Origin of the sequence: Sphingorhabdus rigui, assembly GCF_014196595.1 — a bacterium.
Taxonomy (GTDB): Bacteria; Pseudomonadota; Alphaproteobacteria; order Sphingomonadales; family Sphingomonadaceae; genus Sphingorhabdus_B; species Sphingorhabdus_B rigui.
Genome location: NZ_JACIEA010000001.1, coordinates 818,028 through 844,252 on the forward strand (window position 1 = coordinate 818,028; position 26,225 = coordinate 844,252).

Annotated in this window: 26 protein-coding genes and 1 tRNA gene; 16 read left to right on the top strand and 11 right to left on the bottom strand. The window is 57.5% G+C overall.

From position 1 onward, the window contains the following. Positions 1–88: 88 nt before the first annotated feature. From hisF to groL, 3 genes are all read left to right on the top strand, one after another. Complete coding sequence (hisF, locus tag GGR91_RS03755; protein WP_183940190.1) at positions 89–847, top strand: imidazole glycerol phosphate synthase subunit HisF; 759 nt, start codon at positions 89–91, stop codon at positions 845–847. A gap of 168 nt (positions 848–1,015) precedes the next feature. Beyond that, a complete protein-coding gene (gene groES, locus GGR91_RS03760; protein WP_125230447.1) occupies positions 1,016–1,303 on the top strand; it encodes a co-chaperone GroES in 288 nt (95 codons plus the stop codon). Positions 1,304–1,416: 113 nt separating this feature from the next. Further along, entirely contained in the window at positions 1,417–3,072 is a 1,656-nt protein-coding gene (gene groL / locus GGR91_RS03765) for a chaperonin GroEL (RefSeq protein WP_183940192.1), read from the top strand. 70 nt (positions 3,073–3,142) lie between these two features. Here the strand turns inward: groL and GGR91_RS03770 are convergent, their stop codons facing one another. The 9 genes from GGR91_RS03770 to GGR91_RS03810 form a co-directional block, all read right to left on the bottom strand. Then, on the bottom strand, positions 3,143–3,835 hold the full coding sequence (locus GGR91_RS03770) for an HPP family protein (protein WP_183940194.1): 693 nt from the start codon (positions 3,833–3,835) through the stop codon (positions 3,143–3,145). Between the two features lie 4 nt (positions 3,836–3,839). Further along, the gene (locus tag GGR91_RS03775; protein WP_183940196.1) at positions 3,840–4,232 is read right to left on the bottom strand and encodes a nuclear transport factor 2 family protein; all 393 of its coding nucleotides are present in this window, start codon (positions 4,230–4,232) and stop codon (positions 3,840–3,842) included. Between the two features lie 2 nt (positions 4,233–4,234). Beyond that, the gene (locus GGR91_RS03780; protein ID WP_183940198.1) at positions 4,235–5,179 is read right to left on the bottom strand and encodes a D-2-hydroxyacid dehydrogenase; all 945 of its coding nucleotides are present in this window, start codon (positions 5,177–5,179) and stop codon (positions 4,235–4,237) included. 129 nt (positions 5,180–5,308) lie between these two features. After that, complete coding sequence (cysS, locus tag GGR91_RS03785) at positions 5,309–6,760, bottom strand: cysteine--tRNA ligase (RefSeq protein ID WP_183940200.1); 1,452 nt, start codon at positions 6,758–6,760, stop codon at positions 5,309–5,311. 364 nt (positions 6,761–7,124) lie between these two features. Continuing rightward, positions 7,125–8,939 (bottom strand): cobaltochelatase subunit CobT, encoded by a 1,815-nt coding sequence (gene cobT / locus GGR91_RS03790; protein WP_183940202.1) that lies wholly within the window; start codon positions 8,937–8,939, stop codon positions 7,125–7,127. Next, positions 8,939–10,135 (bottom strand): alpha/beta hydrolase, encoded by a 1,197-nt coding sequence (locus GGR91_RS03795; protein ID WP_183940204.1) that lies wholly within the window; start codon positions 10,133–10,135, stop codon positions 8,939–8,941. Before GGR91_RS03795 ends, cobT begins: the two co-directional genes overlap by 1 nt. Beyond that, positions 10,135–10,671 (bottom strand): peroxiredoxin, encoded by a 537-nt coding sequence (locus GGR91_RS03800; protein ID WP_183940206.1) that lies wholly within the window; start codon positions 10,669–10,671, stop codon positions 10,135–10,137. Before GGR91_RS03800 ends, GGR91_RS03795 begins: the two co-directional genes overlap by 1 nt. Before the next feature lie 43 nt (positions 10,672–10,714). Beyond that, positions 10,715–11,707 (bottom strand): cobaltochelatase subunit CobS, encoded by a 993-nt coding sequence (gene cobS / locus GGR91_RS03805; RefSeq protein WP_183940208.1) that lies wholly within the window; start codon positions 11,705–11,707, stop codon positions 10,715–10,717. A 10-nt stretch (positions 11,708–11,717) separates the two neighbouring features. Continuing rightward, complete coding sequence (locus tag GGR91_RS03810) at positions 11,718–12,314, bottom strand: DnaJ domain-containing protein (RefSeq protein ID WP_183940210.1); 597 nt, start codon at positions 12,312–12,314, stop codon at positions 11,718–11,720. Positions 12,315–12,358: 44 nt separating this feature from the next. Here GGR91_RS03810 and GGR91_RS03815 point away from each other — a divergent pair, with 44 nt between their 5' ends. The 3 genes from GGR91_RS03815 to GGR91_RS03825 all read left to right on the top strand — a co-directional run bounded on the left by GGR91_RS03815 (position 12,359) and on the right by GGR91_RS03825 (position 14,264). After that, positions 12,359–12,634 carry a BolA family protein gene (locus GGR91_RS03815; protein ID WP_183940213.1) on the top strand — a complete coding sequence of 92 codons (276 nt, stop codon included), beginning with the start codon at positions 12,359–12,361 and terminating at the stop codon, positions 12,632–12,634. A gap of 52 nt (positions 12,635–12,686) precedes the next feature. Continuing rightward, on the top strand, positions 12,687–13,205 hold the full coding sequence (locus GGR91_RS03820) for a hypothetical protein (RefSeq protein WP_183940215.1): 519 nt from the start codon (positions 12,687–12,689) through the stop codon (positions 13,203–13,205). 144 nt (positions 13,206–13,349) lie between these two features. Next, the gene (locus tag GGR91_RS03825; protein ID WP_183940217.1) at positions 13,350–14,264 is read left to right on the top strand and encodes an alpha/beta fold hydrolase; all 915 of its coding nucleotides are present in this window, start codon (positions 13,350–13,352) and stop codon (positions 14,262–14,264) included. Here the strand turns inward: GGR91_RS03825 and GGR91_RS03830 are convergent. Further along, positions 14,261–15,349, bottom strand: a complete 1,089-nt coding sequence (locus tag GGR91_RS03830; protein ID WP_246337037.1) for a DUF2332 domain-containing protein — start codon at positions 15,347–15,349, stop codon at positions 14,261–14,263. The genes GGR91_RS03825 and GGR91_RS03830 overlap by 4 nt on opposite strands. Before the next feature lie 39 nt (positions 15,350–15,388). Here GGR91_RS03830 and hisG point away from each other — a divergent pair, with 39 nt between their 5' ends. From hisG to GGR91_RS03855, 5 genes are all read left to right on the top strand, one after another. Continuing rightward, complete coding sequence (hisG, locus tag GGR91_RS03835; protein ID WP_183940219.1) at positions 15,389–16,045, top strand: ATP phosphoribosyltransferase; 657 nt, start codon at positions 15,389–15,391, stop codon at positions 16,043–16,045. After that, positions 16,032–17,321: a histidinol dehydrogenase gene (gene hisD, locus GGR91_RS03840; protein ID WP_183940221.1), complete on the top strand. Its 1,290-nt coding sequence runs from the start codon at positions 16,032–16,034 to the stop codon at positions 17,319–17,321. Before hisG ends, hisD begins: the two co-directional genes overlap by 14 nt. Beyond that, on the top strand, positions 17,318–17,779 hold the full coding sequence (nusB, locus tag GGR91_RS03845; RefSeq protein WP_183940223.1) for a transcription antitermination factor NusB: 462 nt from the start codon (positions 17,318–17,320) through the stop codon (positions 17,777–17,779). Before hisD ends, nusB begins: the two co-directional genes overlap by 4 nt. A 58-nt stretch (positions 17,780–17,837) precedes the next feature. Beyond that, positions 17,838–18,755, top strand: coding sequence for a thiamine-phosphate kinase (thiL, locus tag GGR91_RS03850; protein ID WP_183940225.1), 918 nt, complete (start codon positions 17,838–17,840; stop codon positions 18,753–18,755). A 136-nt stretch (positions 18,756–18,891) separates the two neighbouring features. Then, a complete protein-coding gene (locus GGR91_RS03855; protein ID WP_183940228.1) occupies positions 18,892–20,988 on the top strand; it encodes a sodium-translocating pyrophosphatase in 2,097 nt (698 codons plus the stop codon). Between the two features lie 168 nt (positions 20,989–21,156). Here the strand turns inward: GGR91_RS03855 and GGR91_RS03860 are convergent, their stop codons facing one another. Further along, entirely contained in the window at positions 21,157–23,871 is a 2,715-nt protein-coding gene (locus tag GGR91_RS03860; RefSeq protein ID WP_183940230.1) for a porin family protein, read from the bottom strand. 183 nt (positions 23,872–24,054) lie between these two features. Between GGR91_RS03860 and infA the strand changes: the two genes are divergently transcribed. The 5 genes from infA to GGR91_RS03885 all read left to right on the top strand — a co-directional run bounded on the left by infA (position 24,055) and on the right by GGR91_RS03885 (position 26,154). Next, positions 24,055–24,273, top strand: a complete 219-nt coding sequence (gene infA, locus GGR91_RS03865) for a translation initiation factor IF-1 (protein WP_125230427.1) — start codon at positions 24,055–24,057, stop codon at positions 24,271–24,273. Positions 24,274–24,291: 18 nt separating this feature from the next. Beyond that, positions 24,292–24,867 carry a Maf family protein gene (locus tag GGR91_RS03870; protein WP_183941541.1) on the top strand — a complete coding sequence of 192 codons (576 nt, stop codon included), beginning with the start codon at positions 24,292–24,294 and terminating at the stop codon, positions 24,865–24,867. After that, entirely contained in the window at positions 24,860–25,849 is a 990-nt protein-coding gene (locus tag GGR91_RS03875) for a ribonuclease E/G (protein WP_183940232.1), read from the top strand. Before GGR91_RS03870 ends, GGR91_RS03875 begins: the two co-directional genes overlap by 8 nt. Next, complete coding sequence (locus GGR91_RS03880) at positions 25,833–26,012, top strand: DNA gyrase inhibitor YacG (RefSeq protein WP_183940234.1); 180 nt, start codon at positions 25,833–25,835, stop codon at positions 26,010–26,012. Before GGR91_RS03875 ends, GGR91_RS03880 begins: the two co-directional genes overlap by 17 nt. Before the next feature lie 67 nt (positions 26,013–26,079). Beyond that, positions 26,080–26,154 (top strand) — tRNA-Phe (locus tag GGR91_RS03885). Positions 26,155–26,225: the final 71 nt, after the last annotated feature.

Below are 26,225 nucleotides of genomic sequence, written 5' to 3' on the forward strand. Positions count from 1 at the left end.
CTAGGGGAGGGCATCTACCCTTCGCCGGATTTCGCTCGCCTTCGGCTCGCCCCACCCCCAACCCCTCCCGCCTGCGGGAGGGGAGAGTATGACCGTCCGCGTCCGTGTCATCCCCTGTCTCGACGTCTCCAATGGCCGCGTGGTCAAGGGTGTGAACTTTGTCGACCTGCGCGACGCCGGTGATCCGGTGGAGCAGGCACAGGCATATGATGCGGCGGGCGCAGACGAACTTTGTTTTTTGGACATTGGCGCAAGCCATGAAGGGCGCGGCACGATCATCGACGTGGTCCGGCGGACGGCAGAAGTATGCTTCATGCCGCTGACTGTCGGTGGTGGCGTACGCAGTGCAGAGGATGCGCGGGCATTGCTGCTGGCAGGGGCTGATAAGGTCGCGGTTAACAGCGCAGCGGTGGCGCGGCCAGAAGTCGTTGCGGATATCGCCGCACGTTTCGGCAGCCAATGCGTGGTGGCTTCGGTCGATGCGCGGCGGACGGGTAATGGATGGGAAATCTTCACCCATGGCGGACGCAAGCCAACAGGCATTGACGCGCTCGAACATGCCGTAAAGCTCGCCGAACTTGGCGCAGGTGAATTGCTCGTCACCAGCATGGACCGCGACGGCACACGTGACGGCTATGACCTCGCGCTCACCCGCGCGATTGCCGATGCGGTCAACATCCCCGTTGTCGCCAGCGGCGGTGTCGGTAATCTTGCCCATCTGGTCGACGGCGTGCGTGAAGGCCATGCGAGCGCGGTGCTCGCGGCATCGATTTTCCATTTTGGCCAGCACAGCATCGCAGATGCCCATGCGGCATTACGGGCGGCGGGATTACCAGCCCGCGCTTGACCTCCGACGCGAAAAAAATTCGCTTCCCGAGTCCTTGACCTGTCATAAAAACACCCTATCTGGGCTCCGTTAGCACTCGTCCTGTATGAGTGCTAATGCACATTCATTGCCGTCCCCTGCTTGTTGTAGGCGTGGCGGGATGGCGAAACAGAAAAAGGATAGTTCAACATGGCATTTCGTCCATTGCATGATCGCGTTCTCGTCCGTCGGGTCGAGGCCGAAGCAAAAACCGCTGGCGGGATCATCATCCCTGATACAGCTCAGGAAAAGCCACAGGAAGGCGAAGTCGTCTCCGTGGGTACCGGTACACGCGCCGATGACGGCACTGTAACCGCACTCGACGTCAAAGCTGGCGACAAGATCCTGTTCGGCAAATGGTCGGGCACCGAAGTCAAGATCGACGGTGAAGACCTGTTGATCATGAAGGAATCGGACATCTTGGGAATCGTTTCCTAAACGCACCGCAAATTCCGTCACCCTGAACTTGGTTCAGGGTCTTAATTAAGATGCTGAAACAAGTTCAGCATGACGGCTTTGAAAAGTAGAGTTCAAACTAAAGGAAAAATATCATGGCTGCTAAAGACGTGAAATTCGGCCGCGATGCGCGTGAACGCATCCTGCGCGGCGTAGACATTCTTGCTGACGCTGTAAAAGTAACGCTTGGTCCAAAGGGCCGTAACGTTGTTATCGACAAAAGCTTCGGCGCACCACGCATCACCAAGGACGGCGTTAGCGTCGCCAAGGAAATCGAACTGAAAGACAAGTTCGAAAATATGGGTGCACAGATGGTTCGCGAAGTTGCTTCGAAGACCAACGACGTTGCCGGTGACGGCACAACCACTGCAACTGTTCTGGCGCAAGCGATCGTTCGCGAAGGCATGAAGTCGGTTGCAGCGGGCATGAACCCAATGGACCTGAAGCGCGGCATCGACACGGCGGTTAACGCGGTTGTTGCTGACCTTGTAAAGCGTTCGAAGCCAGTTGCTGGTTCTTCGGAAATCGCACAGGTCGGTACGATCTCTGCCAATGGTGAAGCTGAAATCGGTAAGATGATTGCAGACGCCATGGAGAAGGTCGGCAAGGAAGGCGTTATCACCGTCGAAGAAGCTAAGGGCCGTGAAAGCGAGCTCGAAGTTGTCGAAGGTATGCAGTTTGACCGCGGTTACCTGTCGCCTTACTTCATCACCAACACCGAAAAAATGTCGGTTGAGTTGGACAACCCATATATCCTCATCCACGAAAAGAAGCTCGGCAACTTGCAAGCCATGTTGCCAATCCTCGAAGCTGTGGTGCAGTCGGGCCGTCCATTGCTCATCATCGCTGAAGACGTTGAAGGCGAAGCGCTTGCAACTTTGGTCGTCAACAAGCTGCGTGGCGGCTTGAAGATTGCTGCGGTTAAGGCACCTGGCTTTGGCGATCGTCGCAAGGCGATGCTGGAAGATATCGCGATCCTCACCAAGGGTGAAATGATCAGCGAAGATCTGGGCATCAAGCTTGAAACCGTTACCTTGGGCATGCTCGGCCAAGCCAAGCGCGTCAGCATCGACAAGGACAACACCATCATCGTCGACGGTGCTGGCGAAACCGATGCGATCAAGGGCCGCGTAGAAGCGATCCGTGCGCAAATCGAAAACACAACCAGCGATTATGACCGTGAAAAGCTGCAAGAGCGTTTGGCGAAACTCGCCGGCGGTGTTGCCGTGATCAAGGTCGGTGGTTCGACCGAAGTTGAAGTGAAAGAGCGCAAGGACCGCGTTGATGACGCGCTGCACGCAACCCGCGCAGCCGTTGAAGAAGGCATCGTCCCAGGCGGTGGTACTGCACTTCTGTACGGTACAAAGGCTCTCGAAGGCCTCAAGGGCGTCAACGACGACCAGACACGTGGTATCGACATCATCCGCAAGGCGATTGTTGCTCCATTGCGTCAGATCGCAGCCAACGCCGGATATGACGGTGCAGTTGTCTCGGGCAACCTGCTTCGTGAAAACGACGAAACCATGGGCTTCAACGCATCGACCGACGTTTACGAAAACCTCGTAGCATCGGGCGTTATCGACCCAACCAAGGTTGTCCGTACAGCGTTGCAAGACGCGGCATCGGTTGCTGGTCTGTTGATCACCACCGAAGCTGCCATTTCCGACGCGCCAGAAGATAAGGCTACTGGCGCCGGCGGCATGCCAGGCGGCATGGGCGGAATGGGCGGCATGGGCGGTATGGACTTCTAATAGTCCAACGCTTTTTGAAGCACAGAAAATGGGCCGGAGGGGAAACCTTCCGGCCTTTTTTGTTGTGTTGTTACTTTGCGCCGCGGCGCTGTTCGGCGATGCGTTCGGCGGTGAGGAGCAACGCTTCTAGGTCAGCCAAGTTGATGTCGAACGTCTCTTGGGTTTCCTGCACGGCTTGATCGATATCGGCGCGCAAGAGTCCCACGGGCAGGGCGGGTGTAACCGCCGCGCGATGCGGATAGCTATGGCTGCTGAAACGGTGGAATAACCATCCTGCCGCAAGCAATGCCGCCGAATTCGCAGCGACGATCGACATTGGGTATACATAGCCCGCGTCGACAATGGCTTGGCCACCCAAAATGGTCGTGATTGCGACAGCGCCGCTGGGCGGATGAAGGCAACGCAGCAACGACATCAATAATATCGACGCAGCCACTGCAATGGCGATGGCGGCAAAGGTGACGGGTACCATATGCAGCACCGTCACGCCGACCAACGCGGAAATGACATTGCCGCCGAATACGGGCCATGGCTGCGCCAAGGGGCTGGAGGGCACCACAAATACCAGCACCGCCGATGCGCCAATGGGGGCAATCAGGAACGGCAAAGCAGGGAATATGTCCTGAACGCCAAGTCCCGCAAGCGCCGCGACAAGGACACCAAGGCCAGCACCGGCACATGCGATCACCCGGTCATGCAAGCTTGCGCCGGCAAGTTTCGGCACGAACAGGCGCCACCGGCGTGATGTGTCTCCGGTCGCCATGCCTTTAGGCGCTCATGCGCTGCAGCATCTCGCCCATTTTCTGGTGGAGCATATTCATTGCCTTCAATGGGCGAACCATGACCTTGAAATGGGTGATGAGGCCATCATCATCGCAGCTGATCATGTCGATGCCATTGATCGCGATACCGTCGATCACGGTTTGAAATTCCAGAATGGCGCTGTTTTCGCGGTGCCATTCGCCGACATAGGCAAATTCGGCATTGCCCAGCGTATGCCCTGCAGCGGCGAGATATTTGGCGGTGATCGCCTTGCCCATTTGCGGTGAGTGGACAACCGGGCTTTCAAACACACAATCGTCGTGCAGGACGGCGGATATCGCATCAACATCGCGTGACAGGGCAACTGTGTGCCAGATTTCGGCGGGGTTATGGGGCATGTTCAATATCCCAGATCGAGGTTTACCATTGGCTCAAGCGGTGCGCCTTGGCGGTAGCGTTCGAGATTTTCGAAAAAGCGCGTGGCGGAACGCACGAACATTTTGTCCTGCGCGCGGCCCGACAGGTGCATGGTGATATGCGCGTTGTCGAGGCTCCATAACGGGTGATCGGCGGGCAAGGGTTCGGGCGTCGTCACATCAAGGAAGGCATTGGCGATGTGCTTGTCTTGCAACGCAGTGACCAATGCATCCTGATCGATGACGGAACCGCGCGCGATGTTGATGAGCGTTGCGCTATTCTTCATCGCGGCAAGTTCATCTGCGCCAATCATGCCGTCGGTTTCCGCGGTGGCAGGAACGGCAAGGATGACCCAGTCAAAATCGCCCAATTGCGCACGCCATTGATCGGGCGTCAGCGTGTTTGGACCCGCCGAGCGGCGCACAATGGTGACATCAACGCCAAAGGGCTTCAACCGCTCTTCAATCAGCTTTCCAATCGCGCCATAGCCCAGCAGCAAAGCCTTGGAACCGAACAGTTCAACCTTGCCGGGCGAATCGAGCAGCCATTCGCGGCGTTCCTGTGCACGGACAACTTCGCGATAGTTCTTCGCGACGGTCAGCATGCCCATAACGACATATTCGGCGATGGTTATCGCGTTAATGCCTGCACCATTGGTGACAACACAGCCCTGCGCCTTCAACTGCACCAGCGGCATGCCGTCGACGCCGGCATAGATGCTGTTCAGCCATTTCATGTTGGTCGCGGCATTGATGACCGTGGCCATATCGCCCTTGTCATACATGTCGAACCAGCCAATCTCTGCCTGCGGTGCGAGTGCGAGCGCCTCTTCCTTCGACATGAAGAAATGCGGCTCGATCCAATCGGGCAAGCGCGGTTCAATCAGGGGGCGCACAAGCCCCGACATCACAAGTTTCGTTTTGGTCATTTTCTTCTCCCCTCCCGTAAACGGGAGGGGCCGGGGGTGGGCATCTCCCATGTTAAAAACATGACGTGATCGCATTCGGCCAAGCCCACCCCTAACCCCTCCCGCCTGCGGGAGGGGAATGCTGGCAGCTCAAACATCCAACTTCCAATCCCAACCAAGCGGGTCGCCGTCCATGACTTCAACGCCTTTGGCGATGAGGTCGTCGCGGATGGCATCGGACTTGGCGAAGTCTTTTGCGGCGCGCGCGTCTTTGCGCAGCAGCAGGGCGGTTTCGATTTCGGCCTCGGTAATGACGGCGGCTTTGGGCCGGATGCGGAGGTCGGCGCGTTCTAAACGTCCGAGATTCAGGCCCATTACCCTGTCCATGTGTACGACGGCCGTCGCTATACATTCGGGGGCGGTACCTCTTAGGCCAAGCATCTCTTCCAGCACCGTCAGGGCATCGGCAGTGTTGAGATCTCCGCATATCGCTGCATTGAAGCGGGCAACCAAGGCATTGGTTACACGCTCACGTTCCCAGCTATCGCCAGGGGTCATGCGCCCTTCTTTTAGTTGATCAGCCCATTTGCGATACGCCATCACCATCCGCTTCAATCGCACCAGAGCGGCTTGCAATCCCTCCCAGCTAAACTCCAGCTCGCTGCGGTAATGCGCTTGCAGGCACATCAGGCGGTAGGCGAGGGGGTGGAAGCCCTTGTCGATCAGCAATTGCACACGCAGGAACTCGCCCGATGATTTACTCATCTTGCCGCTGCGTTCGATCAGGAAATTGTTGTGCATCCAAAATTGTGCGCCGCTGTGGTCACCGCCGCAGCGCGCCTGATTTTGCGCGATTTCATTGGGGTGGTGGATTTCGCGATGGTCGATGCCGCCGGTGTGGATGTCAAACGGCAGGCCAAGCAGTGCCTCTGACATTACCGAGCATTCCAGATGCCAGCCCGGCGCGCCTTTGCCCCATGGGCTGTCCCATTCCATTTGCCGCGTTTCGCCCGCGGGCGTCTTGCGCCAAATGGCAAAGTCGGCGGCGTGACGTTTGCCTTCGACCTCTTCGATGCGGCCTTCTCCGTCCTCGGTCTTGGCACGGGCCAATGCGCCATAATTGGCAACGGTAGAGGTGTCGAAATACAGGCCCGATTCCAATTCATAGCAATGCTTGTCGGCAATGCTTTTGGCGTACTCGATCATCGCGGGCACATATTCGGTCGCAATCGACCAATGCGCGGGCTGACGGATGTTCAGCGCCTTGATGTCGTCCCAATAAGCTTGCGTATAATGCTTTGCGATGTCCCAGATCGACTGCGCCTTTTCCGCCGCCATCTTCTCCATCTTGTCCTCGCCCGCGTCGGCGTCGTCGGTCAGATGGCCGACATCGGTGATGTTGATGACATGGGTGAGCTTATAGCCCTTATATGACAGCACCCGGCCAAGCGTGTCGGCAAAAACATAGGCGCGCATGTTGCCGATGTGCGGATAATTATACACCGTCGGGCCGCAGGTATAAACGCGCGCCTCGCCAGCGTGGACGGGGGAGAAGGTTTCCAGTTGCCGGGTCAGGCTGTTGAAGAGTTTAAGCTCGGACATGGATGGTTCCTTGCGTTGCCAAACTGGAATCGTCAACACTCACCGTAGCCCTGAGCCTGTCGAAGAGCGTTTATCGGTGTTGCGCTGTGGTCGAGAGGCGCCCTTCGACGGACGCAGGCGTTGCCTGCTGCTCAGGGCTACGGTAATATTTAGAACCCGTCCCAGCGGATCGCTTGCCCAAATCGTCAACACCCACCGTAGCCCTGAGCCTGTCGAAGGGCGTTTATCGGTGTTGCGCTGTGGTCGAGAGGCGCCCTTCGACGGACGCAGGCGTTGCCTGCTGCTCAGGGCTACGGTAATATTTCAAAACCCGTCCCAGCGGATCGCTTGGTCGCGCCACGGCGTAGCTGCGCGAAAGGCCGGCCTATTCTTCGTCAAACAAGCCGGCGAGTTGTTCGATCATCGTGCCGCCCAATTGTTCAACGTCCATGATGGTGACGGCGCGTTTGTAATAACGGGTGACGTCATGGCCGATGCCGATCGCGACCAATTGCACGGGCGATCGCGTTTCGATCATTTCGATAACCTTGCGCAAATGCTGTTCCAGATAGCCGCCATGGTTGACCGACAAGGTGCTGTCATCGACTGGTGCACCGTCGGAAATGACCATCAATATGCGGCGGTCTTCGGCGCGGGCGATCAGGCGGTTATGCGCCCATAGCAAAGCTTCACCGTCGATATTTTCTTTCAGCAAGCCTTCGCGCATCATCAGGCCAAGGTTGCGCTTGGCATGACGCCATGGCTCATCGGCTTTTTTGTAAACGATGTGGCGCAAGTCGTTGAGGCGGCCGGGCATGGGCTGCCGTCCAGCGGCGAGCCAATCCTCACGCGCTTGACCGCCCTTCCACGCACGGGTGGTAAAGCCCAAAATTTCGGTTTTCACGCCGCAGCGTTCCAGCGTGCGTGCCAATATGTCGGCGCTGATCGCCGCTATGCTGATCGGCCGTCCGCGCATCGATCCGCTATTGTCGATAAGCAAGGTCACAACCGTGTCGCGGAAATCGGTTTCGCGTTCGACCTTGTACGACAGCGAGCTGCCCGGCGAGACGACGATGCGCGCGAGCCGCGCTGCGTCGATCATGCCTTCTTCCTGATCGAAATCCCAGCTGCGGTTTTGCTGCGCCATCAGGCGGCGTTGCAGACGGTTGGCGAGCTTTGTCACCACCGATTGTAGGTTGGACAATTGCTGGTCGAGATAGGCGCGCAGCCGGTTCAGCTCTTCTTCGTCGGCAAGCTCGGTCGCGGTGATCGTTTCGTCATATTTGGTCGACCAGATTTTGTAATCGCTTTGCGGCAGATGGTCCCAATTGCGGCGCTGCGGGGTGACGGGCTGCATGCCGTCATCGCCCATTTCGCCGTCGGCACCGTCCTGGTCGTCCATATCCTGGCCGTCATAATCGGCCTCGGTTTCTTCGCCTTCGCCCTGTTGTGGTTCGGCGCGCGCTTCGGCTTGGCCAGCTTCGCCTTCACCATCATCGTCGCTGTCGCCATCTTGGTCTTGGCTGTCCTCGGCATCATCGCCGCCTTCATCGGCGTCGGACGGGTCGACGTCGCCTTCGGTCAGGTTCAGATGCTCCAGCATCGATTGCGTGAGCGCGGCAAATGCACCCTGATCGTCGAGCGCGAGGGCAAGCGCATCAAGATCGCTGCCTGCCTTTTCCTCAATCCAGCCACGCAGCATATCGACGCCAGCAACCGCGGCGTCAGGGATAGGCGCGCCCGTCAGGCGTTCGCGCACGATGAGCGATAAGGCGGTTGAAATCGGAACTTCGTCAGCGGACTGTGCGCGGCTGATCGGGTCGGTGCGCAATTTGAGTTCAAGCGCGTGACCCAGATTTGCAGCGATGCCCGCCATATTGCGGGAACCCAATGCCTCAACGCGCGCATTTTCGACGGCATCAAATGCAGCGCCGGCAACGACTTCGGATGGACGCAAGGCGGCGTGGCGAGCGGCATTATGGTGCTTGAGCTTCAGTGAGAAACTATCGGCAAAGCCACGCGCTTCGGCCACTTGCTCTGGCGGCAGCAACCGGCCGGGCATAGGCACTTTGAAATTTTTGCCCGCTTGCGTCGGGGCGTCGGCGGTGAACGCAAGTTCAATCTCCGGCTCATGCGCGAGCGCGCGGGCGGTGCCGGTCAGGACTTGCTTGAACTGTTCAAGTGGAGATTCGTTCGCCATTAATCCGCCACCCGCTTACATACCGCTGCAATGTCTGCTTTCGTCGGCTTAACCGGCGCACGCAGCGTAAAGACATGGGCCTGCGCGGTGGCCACGCGATCGTCGGTTGTCCGCGCGCCATTCACGACAGCCGCAAAATCCTTGCACACGGCAAGGCTGCGCAAATAATCGCTATGGCCAGCGCCGCCGCCCGATAGGTCGGTGGTGTCAATGATGGTAAAGCCCGTTTTGGCAGGCTCAGTCTGATATTTGGTCTTTGTCGCAAAGCAACGCTGCGGCAGTCCTTTGGCTTTCAAATCCTTGGCTTCGAACGGACTGAAGCAATAAGGTGATCCCAGCCGCGGATAGCCATGAACAGCACGCGACACGGCAAGGGCGCGGTCGCTGAGCGAGGCGTAGACGGTCACGCGCCGGTCGTTATTGACGCGGCGGGCGGCCAATACTTCTTCAGCGATATCGCGTTCGAAATCTTCACGATCAACATCAGGTGCGGCCAATATGATATTGGAAATATTGCTGGAATCCGCATTCGTCGATGTCCGGTCGACATATTCCACGGCAGGGGTGACAAGCCGTGCGCCAAGCGAATGCGAGACAATCACGATCTCCTTGACCCATTCGGCGCGCGCCAATTTGGTCAAGAAGGTCCGGAAATTGCGCTCGTCCCAATACATGTTGGTTTCATCAACGGCGTAGCTCAACAGATTGCCCTGTGATGGCCAGCTATAATGGATAATCGGGCCGTCAAAATTGCTCATCGCGCCAATTTGGACGGTGTCGCGGGCGGTGGTTTGCAATGTTTCGCGATAGCCATGCACATATAAAAGGACGCGGCCCTTGCGCAGGTTCGCGGCATCACGCAAGCCATCCCACCACGCGTCTTCCGGCTGAAACGCTAACGGCACCACCAACTGCTTGTCGCCCTTGGCGGGCTTGATCGTTTCTGGCGGCGAGAACCGGCCAAATCGAACGCGGTCGGCGCGATGGTTGGTCAGTTTGATGGTGTCGCCGCGGCAATCAGGCAGCCGGCTGGTGACGATGAAATAGTCTTTTCCGCCAACCGATGCGCTGTCATTTTGCGCCGGGTTACAGCGCGGGTTTTCCGCCAGCACATTGTGGGGAATGTCGCCATATTCGACAGCCACAGTGCAGCCAGCCAGCAGCATCGGCAAAAGGAGAAGGGGAACTTTGCGCATTATTTCCCTTTAGGATTGGCTGCGCGCCATGCCTTTACCGCGTTTAGTGCGCCGGATACATGTCCCTTCACGCCCAGTTCGGAATAAGCGAACAGCACCTTTCCATCAGGCGCAATCACATAAGTCGTGCGGTTTGATCCGCCCATGATGGGCAGGCTGACCTTGTAGTTTTTGATGACTGGTTTGGATGCGATGCCAACGGTGAACTTGTTGCGGCATGCCTCCACCGAAAAACGCTTCAACGTGTCGATATTGTCCGCCGACATGCCAATGATGGATGCACCATAGGCCGCAAAATCATCGGCTGCTTCCGAAAATTCATGCGCCTCGACGGTGCAGCCCGATGTGAATGCCTTGGGATAGAAATATAAAACGACAGGGCCGCGTTTCAGGGCCTTGTTCAAATTATAGGTGTATACGTCGCCCGCCAAAACAGCCTGCGTGGTGAAATCGGTCGCGCGTGTGCCGGGCTTGAGCGCAGCGAATGCGGGCGATGCGCTAAGTGCGAGCGCCAGAATAAGAGCAGTGCGTTTCATAAATGGTCCCTTCAACGGTGTTTCGGCGAAATGGCCAACGTGCTTATGACTTTCCAACAACGCTTTCGGGCAAATCCTGACCAAAGACGCGCTGATAATATTCTGCCACCAAAGCGCGTTCGGCATCGTCACATTTGTTGAGGAACGACAGGCGGAACGCAAAGCCGACATTTTTGAAAATTGCGGTATTTTGTGCCCATGTGATGACGGTGCGTGGGCTCATGACGGTCGAAATGTCGCCATTGATAAAGCCCTGACGCGTCATTTCTGCGACCTTGACCATGTTGGCGACGGTCGCGGCATCGGTGCCCGATGCCTTGGCCAAAACGATTTCGCTTTCGACCTGCGCGGGCAAATAGTTCAGGCCAACAACAATGTTCCAGCGGTCCATCTGACCCTGGTTGATCGCTTGCGTGCCGTGATACAGCCCGCTTGTATCGCCAAGGCCAACGGTGTTGGCGGTCGCGAACAGGCGGAAATAAGGGTTCGGGCGAATGACGCGGTTCTGGTCAAGCAACGTTAGCTTGCCCTCGGTTTCCAACACGCGCTGGATCACGAACATAACGTCCGGACGGCCAGCGTCATATTCGTCGAACACCAAAGCAGTCGGTGTCTGCAGCGCCCAAGGCAACAGGCCTTCACGGAATTCTGTGACTTGCTGTCCATCGCGCAGAACGATCGCATCGCGGCCGATAAGGTCGATACGGCTGATATGCGCGTCGAGGTTGATGCGGATGCACGGCCATTTCAAACGCGCGGCCACCTGTTCGATATGCGTCGATTTACCTGTGCCATGGTATCCCTGAACCATAACGCGGCGATTATGGGCAAAGCCGGCAAGGATCGCGAGCGTGGTGTCGGGGTCAAAGACATAGCTGTCGTCGGTGTCTGGAACGCGCTCATCGGCAACGGAAAAGGCAGGACATTCCATGTCGACATCGATGCCGAACATTTCGCGCACGCTGACGGTTTTGTCAGGGGCAGCTAGAATGGTCGTGTCGCTGCTGTTGGGCTGGATATTCGGAATGTCAGTCATGTCGTTCTCGTCAAATAAAGGCGGGAGATGTTTTAAGGTGCGTATAGGCAGCAATGACGTCTTGCAAAGCCTTTTCATAAGACCGGTTGCCGCCATTTTTGTCAGGATGATAGGCGCGGACCTTGGCGGAATAGGCGCCGCGTAATGCGTGCCTATCCGCATCCTCGCCAAGCCCTAGCGTCTTGAGCGCTTTGCGGTCCTCAGGCGACAGGAACTGCCCGTCGGCGCGTTCCTTGGGCATGCGTGACCGGAAGCGCGTGGATATGGCATCCAACGGGTCTTTGAAGTCCGCCCATTTGGGCGGCGAATCGACGCTGCCGTTGGCACGAAAGGCACGGGTTTCGCTTGGCCATACATTTATCGGGCTTTGCGCTTCCATGATTTCTTCGGCGGTCATGCCCGCGAACCAGTTATAGCCTGCATTAAACTGCCGGACATGTTCAAGGCACAGATATTGATAGTCGCCGGGGCCATTGGCCGACGCAAGCTGGCCATGTGGGTCAGGCGCGCGAAATTCGCCTGCTTCACGGCAGTGCGGATGCGCGCAATGCCGCTGCGCACCGCGAACGCGGCCGTGAAATCGGTCAAAGGGCTGCCGCGAATCCATAATTCCCCTTGGCGAAAAACTGCGGATATGGGAATACAGAGCTTATGGAAAAAGGCCCTGCACATATTGAAATGGAAACGCTGCTGACGGCGGCATTTGCGCCCACACATCTCGCGGTCATCAACGACAGCGCAAAACACCACGGCCATAGCGGTGACGATGGCTCGGGTGAATCGCACTTCACCGTGGAAATAGAGAGCGCGGCGTTTGCGGGCGTATCCCGCCTGATGCGGCAGCGAATGGTGAACAAGGCGCTGGGGGATATTCCGGGAACGCGCGTCCACGCGTTGGCGATCAAGGCCCGTGCACCGGGCGAATAGCCGATAGCCTCAAGTGCAAACGAAACGACGGTCCAATGCGGGAGAGACGAAAATGCCAAAGCTGACCTATGCAGTTCTTATCGCCGGCCTATGCGCGTCATCAGCGCACGCAGCCGAAACGACGGTCGATCGTCCCAAAGTGTATAGCGACATCGTTGCGTGCCGTGCCTTGGCAGATGCCGCTGCGCGCTTGGAATGCTTCGACGTCGCCAGCAAGTCGTTGGAAGAGGCAACCGAAAGCCGGCAGGTCGTGTTGCTTGATCAAGGCGAAGTTCGGAAAACCAAGCGGTCGTTATTTGGTTTCTCCTTGCCCAAAATTCCGTTCTTCGGCGAAAGCGACGAGGCGCAGGACGAAGAGTATAAGCAGATTGAAGGCGAAATCGACGGTATTCAGGCACTTAGCAACGGCCGATATCAGTTTGCGGTAAACGACGCGGGCACATGGCAAACCACTGAAGGCAGTTGGATCATTCTGAAAAACGGACAAAAGTTTAAAATCAAACGTGGCGCGGTTGGCAGCTATATGCTTGTGGTTAACGGCAGAGCGATACGCGTTAAGCGCGTTAACTAAAGCCAAGTTTGGCGTATATTATGCCGGGGCGAAGCGCCGAGATGTTCCACCTGCGCGCCGATTTCCTGCAATCAAAATGGGCGTGTTGGCGGTTAGAAAAATACGCGGTCCAACACCTGTCGCAATTCTATAAGGCACAACATCATGACTGAACTAAAGCATCACCGTTTTTCCCTTTCAACCGGGATTGAAATGGATGCGTTTACGGCAGGCGATTCCGCTAATCCTGCGATCATATTCTTGCACGGATTTCCGGAATCGCACCGCACATGGCGGCACCAGATGGCCCATTTTTCGGACCGGTTTTTCTGCATCGCGCCCGATCAGCGCGGTTATCGCAATTCATCAAAGCCCCAAAATGTTGATGCCTATACGGCGGACAAGTTGACCGCAGATATCTTTGCCCTGGCTGACGCGCTTGGCATCCACAATTTCATCATTGCGGGTCATGATTGGGGCGGCGCGATTGCATGGAGTGTTGCACTCAATGGTCAACCGGGCGGGCCTAACCCCGCATGGGCAGGCCGCGTGACGCGTGCAATCATCGCCAATGCGCCGCATCCCTATCTATTCCAGCGGCTGATGATCAACGACATGCAGCAGCGGGCAGCCAGCCAGTATATCCGTGCGTTCCGTGACCCCGCAAATGATGCTGTGGTGCGTGAGGCCGGGCTGACAGGCTTGCTGCTGAAGACAATTAGCTGGGATAAACCAAGCGCAATGGAGCCCGAAGAGCGGTCTGCGTTGCTGAAAGATTGGCAAGACCGCGATGCGTGCTTTGGCATGCTCAATTGGTACCGCGCATCGGCATTATATGTGCCCGCGATGGATGAAGATGCCGAAATGCCTGCCTTTGCCGCAAGCGAATTTCCGAAACTTACGATCCCGACGTTGATTGTCTGGGCGATGGATGATCTCGCGCTGCCCGCAAGCAACATCGACGGCATCGAAGCATTGGTGCCCAATGTGACGATTGCGCCCGTCGAGGATTGCGGCCATTTTGTCATCTGGGAGCGGCCGGACGCGGTGAATGCGGCCATGGAGGAGTTTCTAGGCTAACTGGCCCGCCAGTGTACCCACACGCCATGGGCCTGCGCTTCGGCCAGCAGGTGCCATGTGTCGGGCCCGGGCCAATATTTGACCAATAGCTCATGTTTGAATGTCTCTCGGTTCGTTTCGAGCATGATCCACGCCAACGGACGTTCGGCGGTTGCATCTTGTCCTGCCGCTTCAATGGCCGCACGAATTTTCCGCCGTCTTTCTTCGGGGATATATTGCCAGACGATTGAGTGGTTAAAGATCCGGCCGACATGCGGTTCTTGCGGTGCGGAAAGACGTTCCGAAACCCAGTCGAGCGCATCTGCGTGCACAACATAGGGAGGCGACTGCGCAGCAAGCGCGATTGCTGCGTCCATGCGCTCCAGTCGGTCTGCATTTTCGGGCCAGACATAGCTTTTAACCCGCAGCGCAGCATCAGGGTCCGACAAATCAACGGGTGCCTGATCACATCCGCTAATTTGCACTATTTCGACGGATGCGTCGGGTGGTGTAGAACCTTTCCACTCCGGCTTGATCTGCATAAGCGATTGCGCTGGCCCTGCGGTTACGCCGCCAAGGTCATAATGATAGCGCTCCATCATCGTATTAATACCGGCGCTGGCACCGATTTCGTTCAATTCGAATGTGCCGCCGATTCTTGGCGATAGCCAGAGCAACGCAGCCATGAAGCTGGCGGAGCGTCCCGCTTCGTTGGTCTGTGGCGGACCATCAAGCCATGGCAGTAACCGGGCATCATGGTCAGCGGTCACGGCCGTCAACACGGCGTCGACATCGGCTTGCGCGCGGATTTCGCCCTGATAAATTGGCGCTAGGCGTTCGTCCGCGCCGGTGAGATGCAAATGGTGAAACCCGCCAGCGAGCCGCAAGGGCATGGCGTCTTCAAGCGGAAGGCCTGGCCACTGCGCAATGCGCTGGCCGCACATATTGTTGCCATGCATCAGCGCCAATTGCGCCTCTACTATGCGGGCGGTGATAGGCGCACCATTGCGCCGACAGTGTTCGGCCTGCACCTTAATGCCTTCGGCAATACGGCTGTCATCCATAACACCCTTGCCAAAATCGTGCGACTTCGTGGTTTCTGCCATATTGCCCTTTCTGCGCGCGGCCCCTAAAGCGCGGGCATTGTGACTGAACGCATCATCTTTGCAATCCCCAAGGGACGGATTCTCGACGAGGCTTTGCCGCTTATGCAAGCGGCGGGTATTGAGCCTGAGCCTGCGTTCTTTGACGAGAGCAGCCGCGCGTTGCTTTTTGCGACCAACAATCCCGCGATCAGCATCATTCGTGTGCGCGCTTTTGATGTTGCGACCTTTGTAGCCCATGGCGCGGCGCATATTGGCATTGTCGGGTCCGACGTGATCGATGAATTTGATTATTCGGAGCTTTACGCACCCGTTGATCTTGGCATTGGCCGCTGCCGCATTTCGGTCGCGATGCCGCGGGACGCCGTTGATGATGTTCAGGCTGGGCATATCCGCGTCGCAACCAAATATCCGGCGACCACCGCGCGCTATTATCATGCGCGCGGCATTCAGGCGGAATGCGTCAAGCTGAACGGTGCGATGGAGTTGGCGCCGTCGCTTGGCCTTTCCGGACGCATTGTCGATCTCGTGTCGTCGGGCAAGACGCTCGCCGAAAATGGTTTGGTCGAAACGGCGATCATCTCGCACGTTTCGGCGCGGCTGATCGTCAATCGTGCGGCCTTTAAAATGATGAGCGGCACTATTCCTGCATTGGTGCAGGCGTTCCGCGAATTGTCGGGCGCACGTGCAGCGGCTTAACGCATCTGAGGCGGGCTTTGCTGACGCATTTGATGCGCTGGTAAATGGCCGGCGTGAGGCGGATGCCGATGTCTCCAGCGTCGTCACGCAAACCATCCGCGATGTCCGTGCGCGCGGCGATGTGACTTTGGCCGAAATGACCCAGCGTTTTGACGGCTTTGACCTGAATGCGGCGGGTTGGCAAATCGATGCCGCCCAGTGCAAGGCGGCCTATGAGGCCCTTGCGCCGGATCTGCGCGATGCGTTGACGCTCGCGGCAAAGCGGATAGAGGCCTATCATAAGGCGCAATTGCCCGAAAACCGGGACTATCGCGATGCCGACAATGTCCGTTTGGGCGCGCGTTGGTCAGCGGTCGATGCGGCGGGGGTCTATGTACCCGGTGGCCGTGCCGCCTATCCATCGTCGGTGCTGATGAATGCCATTCCTGCGAAGGTTGCAGGGGTGGAGCGCATTGTCATGGTCACGCCAACGCCTGGCGGCGAGACAAACCAAGCCGTTATGGCGGCGGCCTATCTGGCTGGTGTCGACGAAATCTGGCGCGTCGGCGGCGCGCAGGCGATTGCGGCGCTCGCTTATGGTACGGAGCGTATTCGCGCCGTTGATGTCATCACTGGCCCCGGCAATGCATGGGTCGCCGAAGCCAAGCGTCAGCTATATGGTGTGGTCGGCATTGATATGGTTGCTGGCCCATCCGAAATATTGGTGGTTGCAGATGCGAAGAATGATCCCGAATGGATTGCCGCGGACCTTTTGAGCCAAGCCGAGCATGACCCGACCAGCCAGTCGATTTTGTTCACCGATGATGCCGGTTTTGCCGACGCAGTCGCAAAAGCCGTTGATGCCCAGATTGCATCACTCGCAACCGGCGCCGTCGCGCGGCAGAGCTGGGATGATTTCGGTGCGATTGTGCTGGTCGACGATCTGGAAGGCGCGATGCCACTGGTCAACCGCTTGGCGGGTGAGCATTTGGAGCTTGCCGTGGATGATGACCGCGCCGAACGGCTTTTCGATCTGGTGCGGCACGCAGGTTCGGTTTTCTTAGGGCGTATGACGCCAGAGGCCATTGGCGATTATGTTGCCGGGCCCAACCATGTGTTGCCAACGGGACGCCGCGCGCGATTTGCGTCGGGCCTCTCGGTTCTCGATTTCATGAAGCGCACCAGTTTTATCGCGCTCGATAAAGCCGCCATCAATGCTATAGGCCCAGCAGCGGCAACGCTTGCCGATGCCGAAGGTTTACCCGCCCATGCGGCGAGTGTCAGGAAAAGATTATGAGTGCCAATAACGCAAGTGCGAAGTCTAAATCCCGTTCGGCAGCGCGTCTCGCGTCGGTGCAGGCGCTGTACCAAATGGATATGGAAAACATCGGCATTGCGCGCCTTTTGAATGAATTTCATGCCCATCGTTTGGGGCAGGAAATCGAAGACGCACAATATGCGGACGCCGATGCCGACTTTTTTGACGACGTTGTATCTGGCGTTGATGCCCGCCGCGAAGAAATTGACCTGCTCGTTGACGCAAAGCTTGGCGAACAATGGAAGATGGGGCGTCTGGACAAGACCATGCTTCAGCTATTGCGCTGCGGTACGTATGAATTGATTGCGCGGCCTGATGTCCCAACGGCGACGGTGATCGACGAATATCTCGACGTCGCGCACGCCTTTTTCGACAAGAAAGATGCGAAGTTCGTCAACGGTTTGCTGGACGCAGTTGCGAAAGATGTCCGTAATTGAATGTCCTTTCGTCCTGAACATGTTTCAGGATAGCGCACACATCGGCTAAAGTTGCAGCATGACCACCGAATCCGCTTTCATCAATATATTGCGTGGTTTCGCGAAAGACCCTGCGGCGCGCGGGCTTCTGGATGACGCTGCGGTAGTGGAAATCGGCGACAGCTGCCTGATCATCACGCACGATATGATGGCCGAAGATGTGCATTTCAAATCCAATGCAAATCCCGCCGATGTCGCGTGGAAACTGGTCGCCTCGAACCTTTCCGACCTCGCGGCGAAGGGTGCTTCGCCCATTGGCGTGCTGCTGGGCTTCATGCTTGGTGATGATGATTGGGACAGGGCGTTTGCCGCCGGTCTGGAAAAGGTGCTTGGCCATTATGGCGTTGCTTTGCTTGGTGGGGATACGGTTTCCAACCGTGGCGACAAACGCGCGCTTGGGTTAACCGCGCTTGGTATTGCGGCCAATCGCCCGGTGCCTTCACGCGCGGGCGCGCAGGTCGGCGACATACTGTACGTGACCGGAACATTGGGTGACGCACTGGCCGGGTTTGAGCTGATCGATGCTGGCTTTGATGAGGTGGGCCCGCTTGCCGACGCATTCAACCGGCCACAGGCGCGCTTGGCCGAAGGACAGAAGCTTGCGCCATTTGTCCACGCGATGATGGACATATCCGACGGGCTTTTGATCGATGCAGAGCGCATGGCGACCGCCAGCAGGCTTGGCATCGAAATCGACCTCGCGTGCATTCCATTGTCGCCTGCTTATGTCAGCTACCGCACGGACAGCCTCGAAAGCCGAATGCAGGCGGCAAGCTGGGGCGATGATTATGAACTGCTGTTCTGCGCGCCGGCGGACGCCCGCTTAAATGTCGACGCAACCGCGGTGGGACGTGTGATTGCGGGTGGGGGCCTGACATTGCGCAACGGCGATGAACTGGTGAAATTGCCGCCTACACTGGGTTATCAACACCATTGACCGAAGCGGCGGAACTGGCGGCGTTTAAGGGTTGCTAAGTCTGACGATGCCGCCTTATACCCCTACGGCTTGCAGTTCTCGGGAGGAGAATGGCAACAGGAGTTGTTTTTATAAACAGGAGGGGAGAGATAATTTCATGTCTCTGACAATTATTGCAATAATATGCGGGTTGCTTGCCGTCGTGTACGGTATTGTAACCAGCCGCCAGGTGCTGAGCGCCTCGGCTGGCAATGAAAAAATGCAGGAAATCGCCGCGGCTATTCAGGAAGGCGCAAAAGCCTATCTTGGCCGCCAATATCGGACCATCGCCATCGTCGGCGTTGCTGTTGCGGTGCTTGTGGCGGTTTTCCTTGGCGTCATTCCAACCGTTGGCTTCGTCCTCGGTGCGGTGCTTTCGGGCGTTGCGGGTTATATCGGGATGAACATCTCGGTCCGTGCAAACGTCCGCACGGCCGCTGCGGCGCAGACCGGGCTTCAGGCTGGTCTGACCATGGCATTCCGCGCAGGGGCGATTACCGGCATGCTCGTGGCTGGCCTTGCCTTGCTCGCGATTGCTGGCTTCTTTTGGTATCTGACCGATGTCGCGATGATGGCACCGAACAGCCGCCCCGTAATCGATGCGCTGGTCGCATTGGCATTCGGCGCGTCGCTGATTTCGATCTTCGCACGTTTGGGCGGCGGTATCTTTACCAAGGCCGCTGACGTCGGCGCTGACCTTGTTGGTAAGGTTGAGGCTGGAATTCCCGAAGACGATCCACGCAACCCTGCGGTTATCGCCGATAACGTTGGCGACAACGTAGGCGATTGCGCTGGTATGGCGGCTGACTTGTTCGAAACCTATGTCGTCACCGTTGGTGCAACGATGGTTTTGATCGCGCTGCTGGTGCAGGGCGTCACCGACACTGGATTGTTCATGAACCTCATGAGCTTGCCGCTGTTGATTGGCGGCGTGTGTGTTATCACGTCGATCATCGGAACCTATTTCGTCCGTCTTGGTGGCGGCACGAACATCATGGGCGCAATGTACAAGGGCTTCCTTGTAACAGCAGTGCTTTCGGTTCCTGCGATCTGGTGGGCAATCAGCCATGCGCTTGGCGGCATGGAAACGGATGTTGGCGGGTTCACCGGCCGGACATTGTTCTATTGCTCGTTCCTTGGTCTGGTTATCACTGGCCTGATCATCTGGATCACCGAATATTATACCGGCACCAATTACCGTCCGGTCCGTTCGATTGCGAAGGCATCCGAAACGGGTCACGGCACCAACGTTATTCAAGGTCTGGCAATCAGCCTTGAATCCACCGCGATGCCAACGATTGTGATCTGCGCGGGTATCATCATCGCGTATCAGCTTGCTGGCGTTATCGGCATTGCCTTTGCCGCAACGGCCATGTTGGCATTGGCCGGTATGGTTGTGGCGCTTGATGCATACGGTCCAGTTACCGACAATGCCGGTGGTATTGCCGAAATGGCTGGCCTTGATGAATCGGTGCGTGAAAAGACCGATGCACTCGACGCCGTTGGGAACACCACAAAGGCTGTGACCAAGGGCTATGCCATTGGTTCGGCTGGTCTTGCCGCACTTGTGCTGTTCGCATGCTACACCGCCGACCTACGGGAATATTTCCCCGATCTTCAGGTGAATTTCAGCCTTGAAAACCCCTATGTCATCGTCGGGCTCTTGCTCGGCGCGCTTCTGCCGTACCTGTTCGGTGCGATGGGCATGACAGCGGTTGGCCGTGCTGCGGGTGAAGTGGTGAAGGACGTGCGTGACCAGTTCGCGAACGACCCAGGCATCATGACCTTCAAGTCCAAGCCAAATTATGCCCGTACAGTTGACCTCGTTACCAAGGCCGCAATCAAGGAAATGATTATTCCTTCGTTGCTGCCAGTACTGACGCCAATTGCGGTATATTTCATCATCTCTGCTGTTGCAGGTCAGGCAGAGGGCTTTGCGGCTCTCGGCGCGCTCCTGCTTGGTGTGATTGTGGGCGGACTGTTCGTTGCTATCTCGATGACCTCGGGCGGCGGCGCATGGGACAATGCCAAGAAATATATCGAAGACGGCAACCATGGCGGCAAAGGTTCGGAGGCCCATAAGGCAGCCGTTACCGGTGATACCGTTGGTGACCCTTATAAGGACACCGCTGGTCCAGCCGTAAACCCAATGATCAAGATCACGAACATCGTGGCCTTGCTTCTGTTGGCGGCATTGGCCCATGGTGCCATGTAAAACTTAACCGCATTAACGGTTTAAAAAGCCCCGCCGGAAGCGATTTCGGCGGGGTTTTTCTTTAGGAGGGGGCGCCACCTAACCTTGTCACTATTGAAGGCATATCGCTGGCGGTATAGGGCGTGATGCCTGCGAATGCGCAAATTACGCGTGGGCTGAACGCGGCAGTTAAAACCGCTTTCTAAAGCTCAGTTCAAACACACGGCCGCGCGGGTCGATATATCCTGGCTGATAGCCCAGCGGCACATTGCCGTTCTGGTCACGCACATCGACAATGTCGTTCAGGATGTTTTCGACACGGAATGTCACGCGGCTGCCCTTCAAGAAGGGCATTGCGTTCACAACGCGCGCCTGTTGGTCGAGGTTGATGAACAGGAAGGCGTTGACCGCTGCAAGATCGCTGAAGCGCAGATCATTGCTGCCGGGCAGTCCGGTGCCATTGGCGGCCGTGCCGCTCTTGTACGTGCCCTGCAGGCGCAAACCAAAGCCCTTGTGGAACATACCGCCCGAAAGCTCGACCTCATGCCGTGACGCGCCACCATTGCTGTTGGTGGCCGACCCATTGAGCAAATCGAGCACCGGAACGCCCGGACGGATCAGGACTTCCTCCTGAATGCGATATGTGTGGTACAAGGCGATGTTCCAGCGGCTTGGCTGGCCGCCGCCACCGCCAAAGCCACCACCGCCAAAGCCGCCACCGGCACGTGGTCCACGCGGCACGCCAGCGGGGGCAGCCGCGCCGGGTGCGCCACCGGAGCCACGGGGAGCGCCCGCGCCAGGAGGGCCGCCAAAGGGCCCGCGCATTGGCGGGGCTGCGCCGATATTTCCGGACATGTTAAAGCCCCAGCGAATGCGTTGCGACGTTTCACGGTCATAATTCACCGGCCGCTGGTCCACGCTCACTAGGCGACCATTTACGTCACGCACGACGCGGCTTGCGAACGCAGCCTCAATTTCGGGGGTCAGCAATGGAAAAGACGCGGTTGTATTGCGGCTGTTGTTCCGGAAATAGCTCGCCTGAAGCGCGAAATCCTTAATGAAGGTCGGGGTCCAGTTGGCGTTCAGGATCAGATCGCGGCGCTTTTCACCAATCAACGCCGGATTGCCGCCGGTTGTGACATTGATGAACAGGCTTTCCCCGCGGGTAAAGTCATAGGTCGCGACATTTGGCGTGACTAAGGTGGGGTTGCCGAGCTGGCCAATGCCGGACGCATTTTCATCACCGGTAATGGACGCCTGAAATGTCAGGTTGCGGGCAGGGGCCCAACGCAAACCTGCGCCATATTCAACAAGTTTGCCAAAGTCCGACAGGTCGCTGAACCCGACATTGCCGTTGATCGACCATTCGCCGATGGTTGAACCAATGCCGAAATCGCGGCCTGTGATGGGTAGTTCGGCGTTAACCGATTGGTTTATGATATTGCGGCGCAGGGCAACATTTGTGGTGACACCCGACCGCCATGTTTCGCTGTCGAGCATCTGGCGTGTGAAACCGGAGGCCAATGTTGTCTGCACCTCGCCAGCGGGCAGGGTGAGCACGGAACCGGCCAACGTACTGCGGACATCCAGATTTTGGTTCAGGCTGCTCGCCAGATCAGGTGCCAGAAACAACAGATCCGCGCCAAAGCCCGCGGCAAACGGGTTCACCGTTCCCGCAAGGACGCCCGCACGCAAAGCGGTGTAGTCTGCGTTGCGCGTGGTGCGGGTTTCATTGTCGGTGCGCGCGTAATTCCCCGTCACCGTCCAGCGCCATCGCCCCAGCACATGATTGAACGTGCCACCGGTTTGGAAAACATGCGTTTCGCTCTCGCGCTCGAGCGGGCGGGGCGTGTCGAAATAGCGGCTGAGCGTCACATCTTGGCCGAACGGGGAAAAGGGGCTGTTGCCCGGCAACACGAAGCTGGTTCCGGGCAAGCCAAGTAATGATGCGCTGCCATTCAGCGCATAATTGGCATTGAACGACAGCCCCGTCTGTGGGCCAAGCGATCGGCTCCATGTGCCATTGACTTCTAGCCGTTCGGTCCGTGGCAACAGCGTGCGGGCATCGCCGATGTCGCTATCGTTCAGCCGGTTTGCGGTGCCTGCAAATTGCGCCAAGGTTGGGTTGGCAATGCCAATCGGCACGCCAGCCTGTGTGACCGCCGCACCTGCAGCAGCGTTGAGCGATGGCGATATTACGCCATTGAGGCCAAGGCCGCTGATATTACCGCCACGGGCCAACAATGAACCATTGGTTGCAATCAGGTCGCGTTCGCTTTCGGTCAATGCGGTCGCGCGTTCCAGTTCCACATCAAGGTTGAAGCGCGTGCTGGCGCCAATACGCGTCAGCGTCGCTTCCAATTCATTGCTACCAAAACCGCCCGCTTCGGGCTGTGCATGTTCAAACTCGGTTGCGAAGGATGCAAAATTGTCTTTCAATATGAAGTTGATGACGCGTTGATCGGGGCGATAGCCATATTTCAACGCAACTTCTTCGGGGAAAATTTGGACCTGCCGAATGGCTTCGGGTGGCAGATCGCGCAATTCGCGAAAGCCGGAAACGCGCTGACCATTGAGCAAGATGATCGGCATGCCGCCGCCACGGCCACGCCCCGAATTGGCTTGCGGTGCAACCGCCGCGACCAGATCGGTCAACGATGATGCGCCTAAGGACGCAATATCGGCTTCGTTCAGCTGCTCCACGGGCGGAACGTCGGTATCAACTGACCCGCGAATGCGTTCTGCGGTCACGACAATTTCACCCGATGCGCCTTCGTCAACGGGCATGTCTTCGTCGTCTTGCGCGATGGCAATAGTGCTGCCGGTGGCCTGTACATCAACGGCCGCCATGGCAGGCACGGCAGTCGTGGCAAGCAGGATGATGCTGAACGGAAAAATTTTCATTGGGGGGAGAAACTCAGTTTATGTTGTTAAAGCACGGGTTTCATAACGCATTACAACATTGCGTATAGCTGAACATTGTAGCATTTTGTCGCAATAACGTGAATATACTGTAGCGCTTCCCTTTTTCCAACATGTGGTTTAAAGGCGCAGCAAGTTTGGATTTTTGACGATTTAAGGGGCCGAATGGCAAAAGAAGAATTACTCGAAATGCGCGGTACAGTACGTGAACTGCTGCCTAACGCGATGTTCCGTGTCGAGCTGGAGAATGGCCATGAAGTTTTGGGCCATACCGCCGGAAAAATGCGCAAAAACCGCATCCGCGTTCTCGTGGGTGATGAGGTTTTGTGCGAACTCACCCCTTATGATCTGACCAAAGGCCGGATCACCTACCGCTTTAAATAAGGGCGGCAGACCTTGGGTCTGAATCCCACACTCATATTGGCATCATCAAGCCCGCGCAGGCGCGAATTGCTTGCGCGGCTTGGCGTCGTGCCCGATCGCATAGCATCGCCGGACATTGACGAAACGCCGCGTAAGGGCGAGGTGCCGCGCGTTTACGCGCTGCGCATGGCCGAGGAGAAGGCTGTCGCTGTTCCGCGCGCAACCGGTGAAATTGTCATCGCGGGCGATACCACGGTCGCAGTCGGCCGCCGTATCCTGCCGCAAGCGGCCGATGGCGATATGCAACGCGGGTTTCTGGAGCTGCTGAATGGCCGCCGCCATCATGTTTTGAGCGCGGTCGCCGTGATTGACGCGGACGGACGGATGCGCAGCCGCCTTTGCGACAGCATCGTCCGCTTCAAGCGTTTGTCGTCCGAAGAAATCGAAAGCTACATCGCGTGTGGCGAGGGGCTGGGCAAAGCCGGTGGCTATGCCATTCAGGGCAGGGCAGAGGCGTTGATTGACTGGATGGCGGGCAGCCATTCGGGCGTCGTTGGCTTGCCGCTGTATGAAACGCGCACGTTGCTGCGCGCATCGGGTTATACGCTTGCCTGAACTTTGGCGCGACGATGCGCCCGGCGAACGCCGCGCCGCCTACGTCGAAGACGGTCAAATAGTCGAAATTCATATTCAGCGCGATGCACATTGGGTGCTTGGCGAATGCGGCATGGGCCGTGTCGACCGGCGTACACCGGCGGGCGCTTATATCATTACCGAAGATGGCAGCGAAGTTTTGCTGCGCAGCAAGATGGGCGCGGCCGAAGGCACACATGTGGCGTTTGAAGTGACGCGGGAAGCCATTGCCGAGCCTGGCCGGATCAAGCCGCCGGAGGTTATCTTGCGCGATGGCTTGCCTGAAGACGCTTTGTCGAAAGATGGTCTGTGGGAACAGCGTCTGGCGGCTTTAGGCAGCTCCACTGCTAAGCAAGCTCTCGATGACGTCTTTGATACTGCCATTGCAGGCTATTCGCAGGTTGGGGATGTCATCATCAGTTTTCAACGCACGAAGGCAGGGCTGGTATTCGATGTCGACGGTATTGGAGACGCCTTTGCCATTAACCGCGTCGCTGCCGGGGAAATCGCGCGGCTGCTCCGCCTGTATCAGGTGGGTGCGATGGTCATGATCGATTTTGTGTCGATGGAAGCCAAATCCCAGCGTGCGGAGATTGCGAACATTTTTGACGCGGCGTCGGCAAATGACAGCCGTCCCTTCGAACGCACCGCGATCAATGGCTATGGCCTTATGCAAGTCGTACGCGCGCGTCCTCGGCCTTCTGTGCTCGATCATCTGTTTGGCACCCGCATTGCCGCCTTGTCCGATGAAACGCAGGCCTATTGGTTGTTGCGCAGCGCGGCGCGGTCATCGGGTTTCGGGGTCCGAACGATAACGGCCCGCCCCGCAGTGGCGCATGTGTTGTCGTCCGAACGCTGGCAGGCGCTGCGCACCGAATGCGCGCGTCTGGCGGGGGCAGGGATTGCGGTTGTTGCAGATGAAAATGCCACAGGCTATGGGCATGTGCATGTCGCGCAAAGCTAATCAATGCCCTTTATGTGGGAAGCCACAACAGCCTGAAACCAAACCTTTTTGCAGTGAGGGATGCAAGGATCGCGATCTGCTGAAATGGCTGGATGAGGGCTATCGCGTGCCTGGTCCACCGGCGGATTATGCAGATAGTTTTGGCGGAGACGACATAGACTGATTTTGCGCTTGCCAAGGGGCGTATCGTCTCTCTATAGGCTGCGCTCCCACGCGGTTTTTACCGTGTAGCCCGAGTAGCTCAGGGGTAGAGCAGCGGATTGAAAATCCGCGTGTCGGTGGTTCAAATCCGCCCTCGGGCACCATTTTCCAGGTGTTTTATATTTATCCAGCGCGCGGCCTGTTTGGCCGGTCGTCGGCTTTTGTGCGCCGTGCA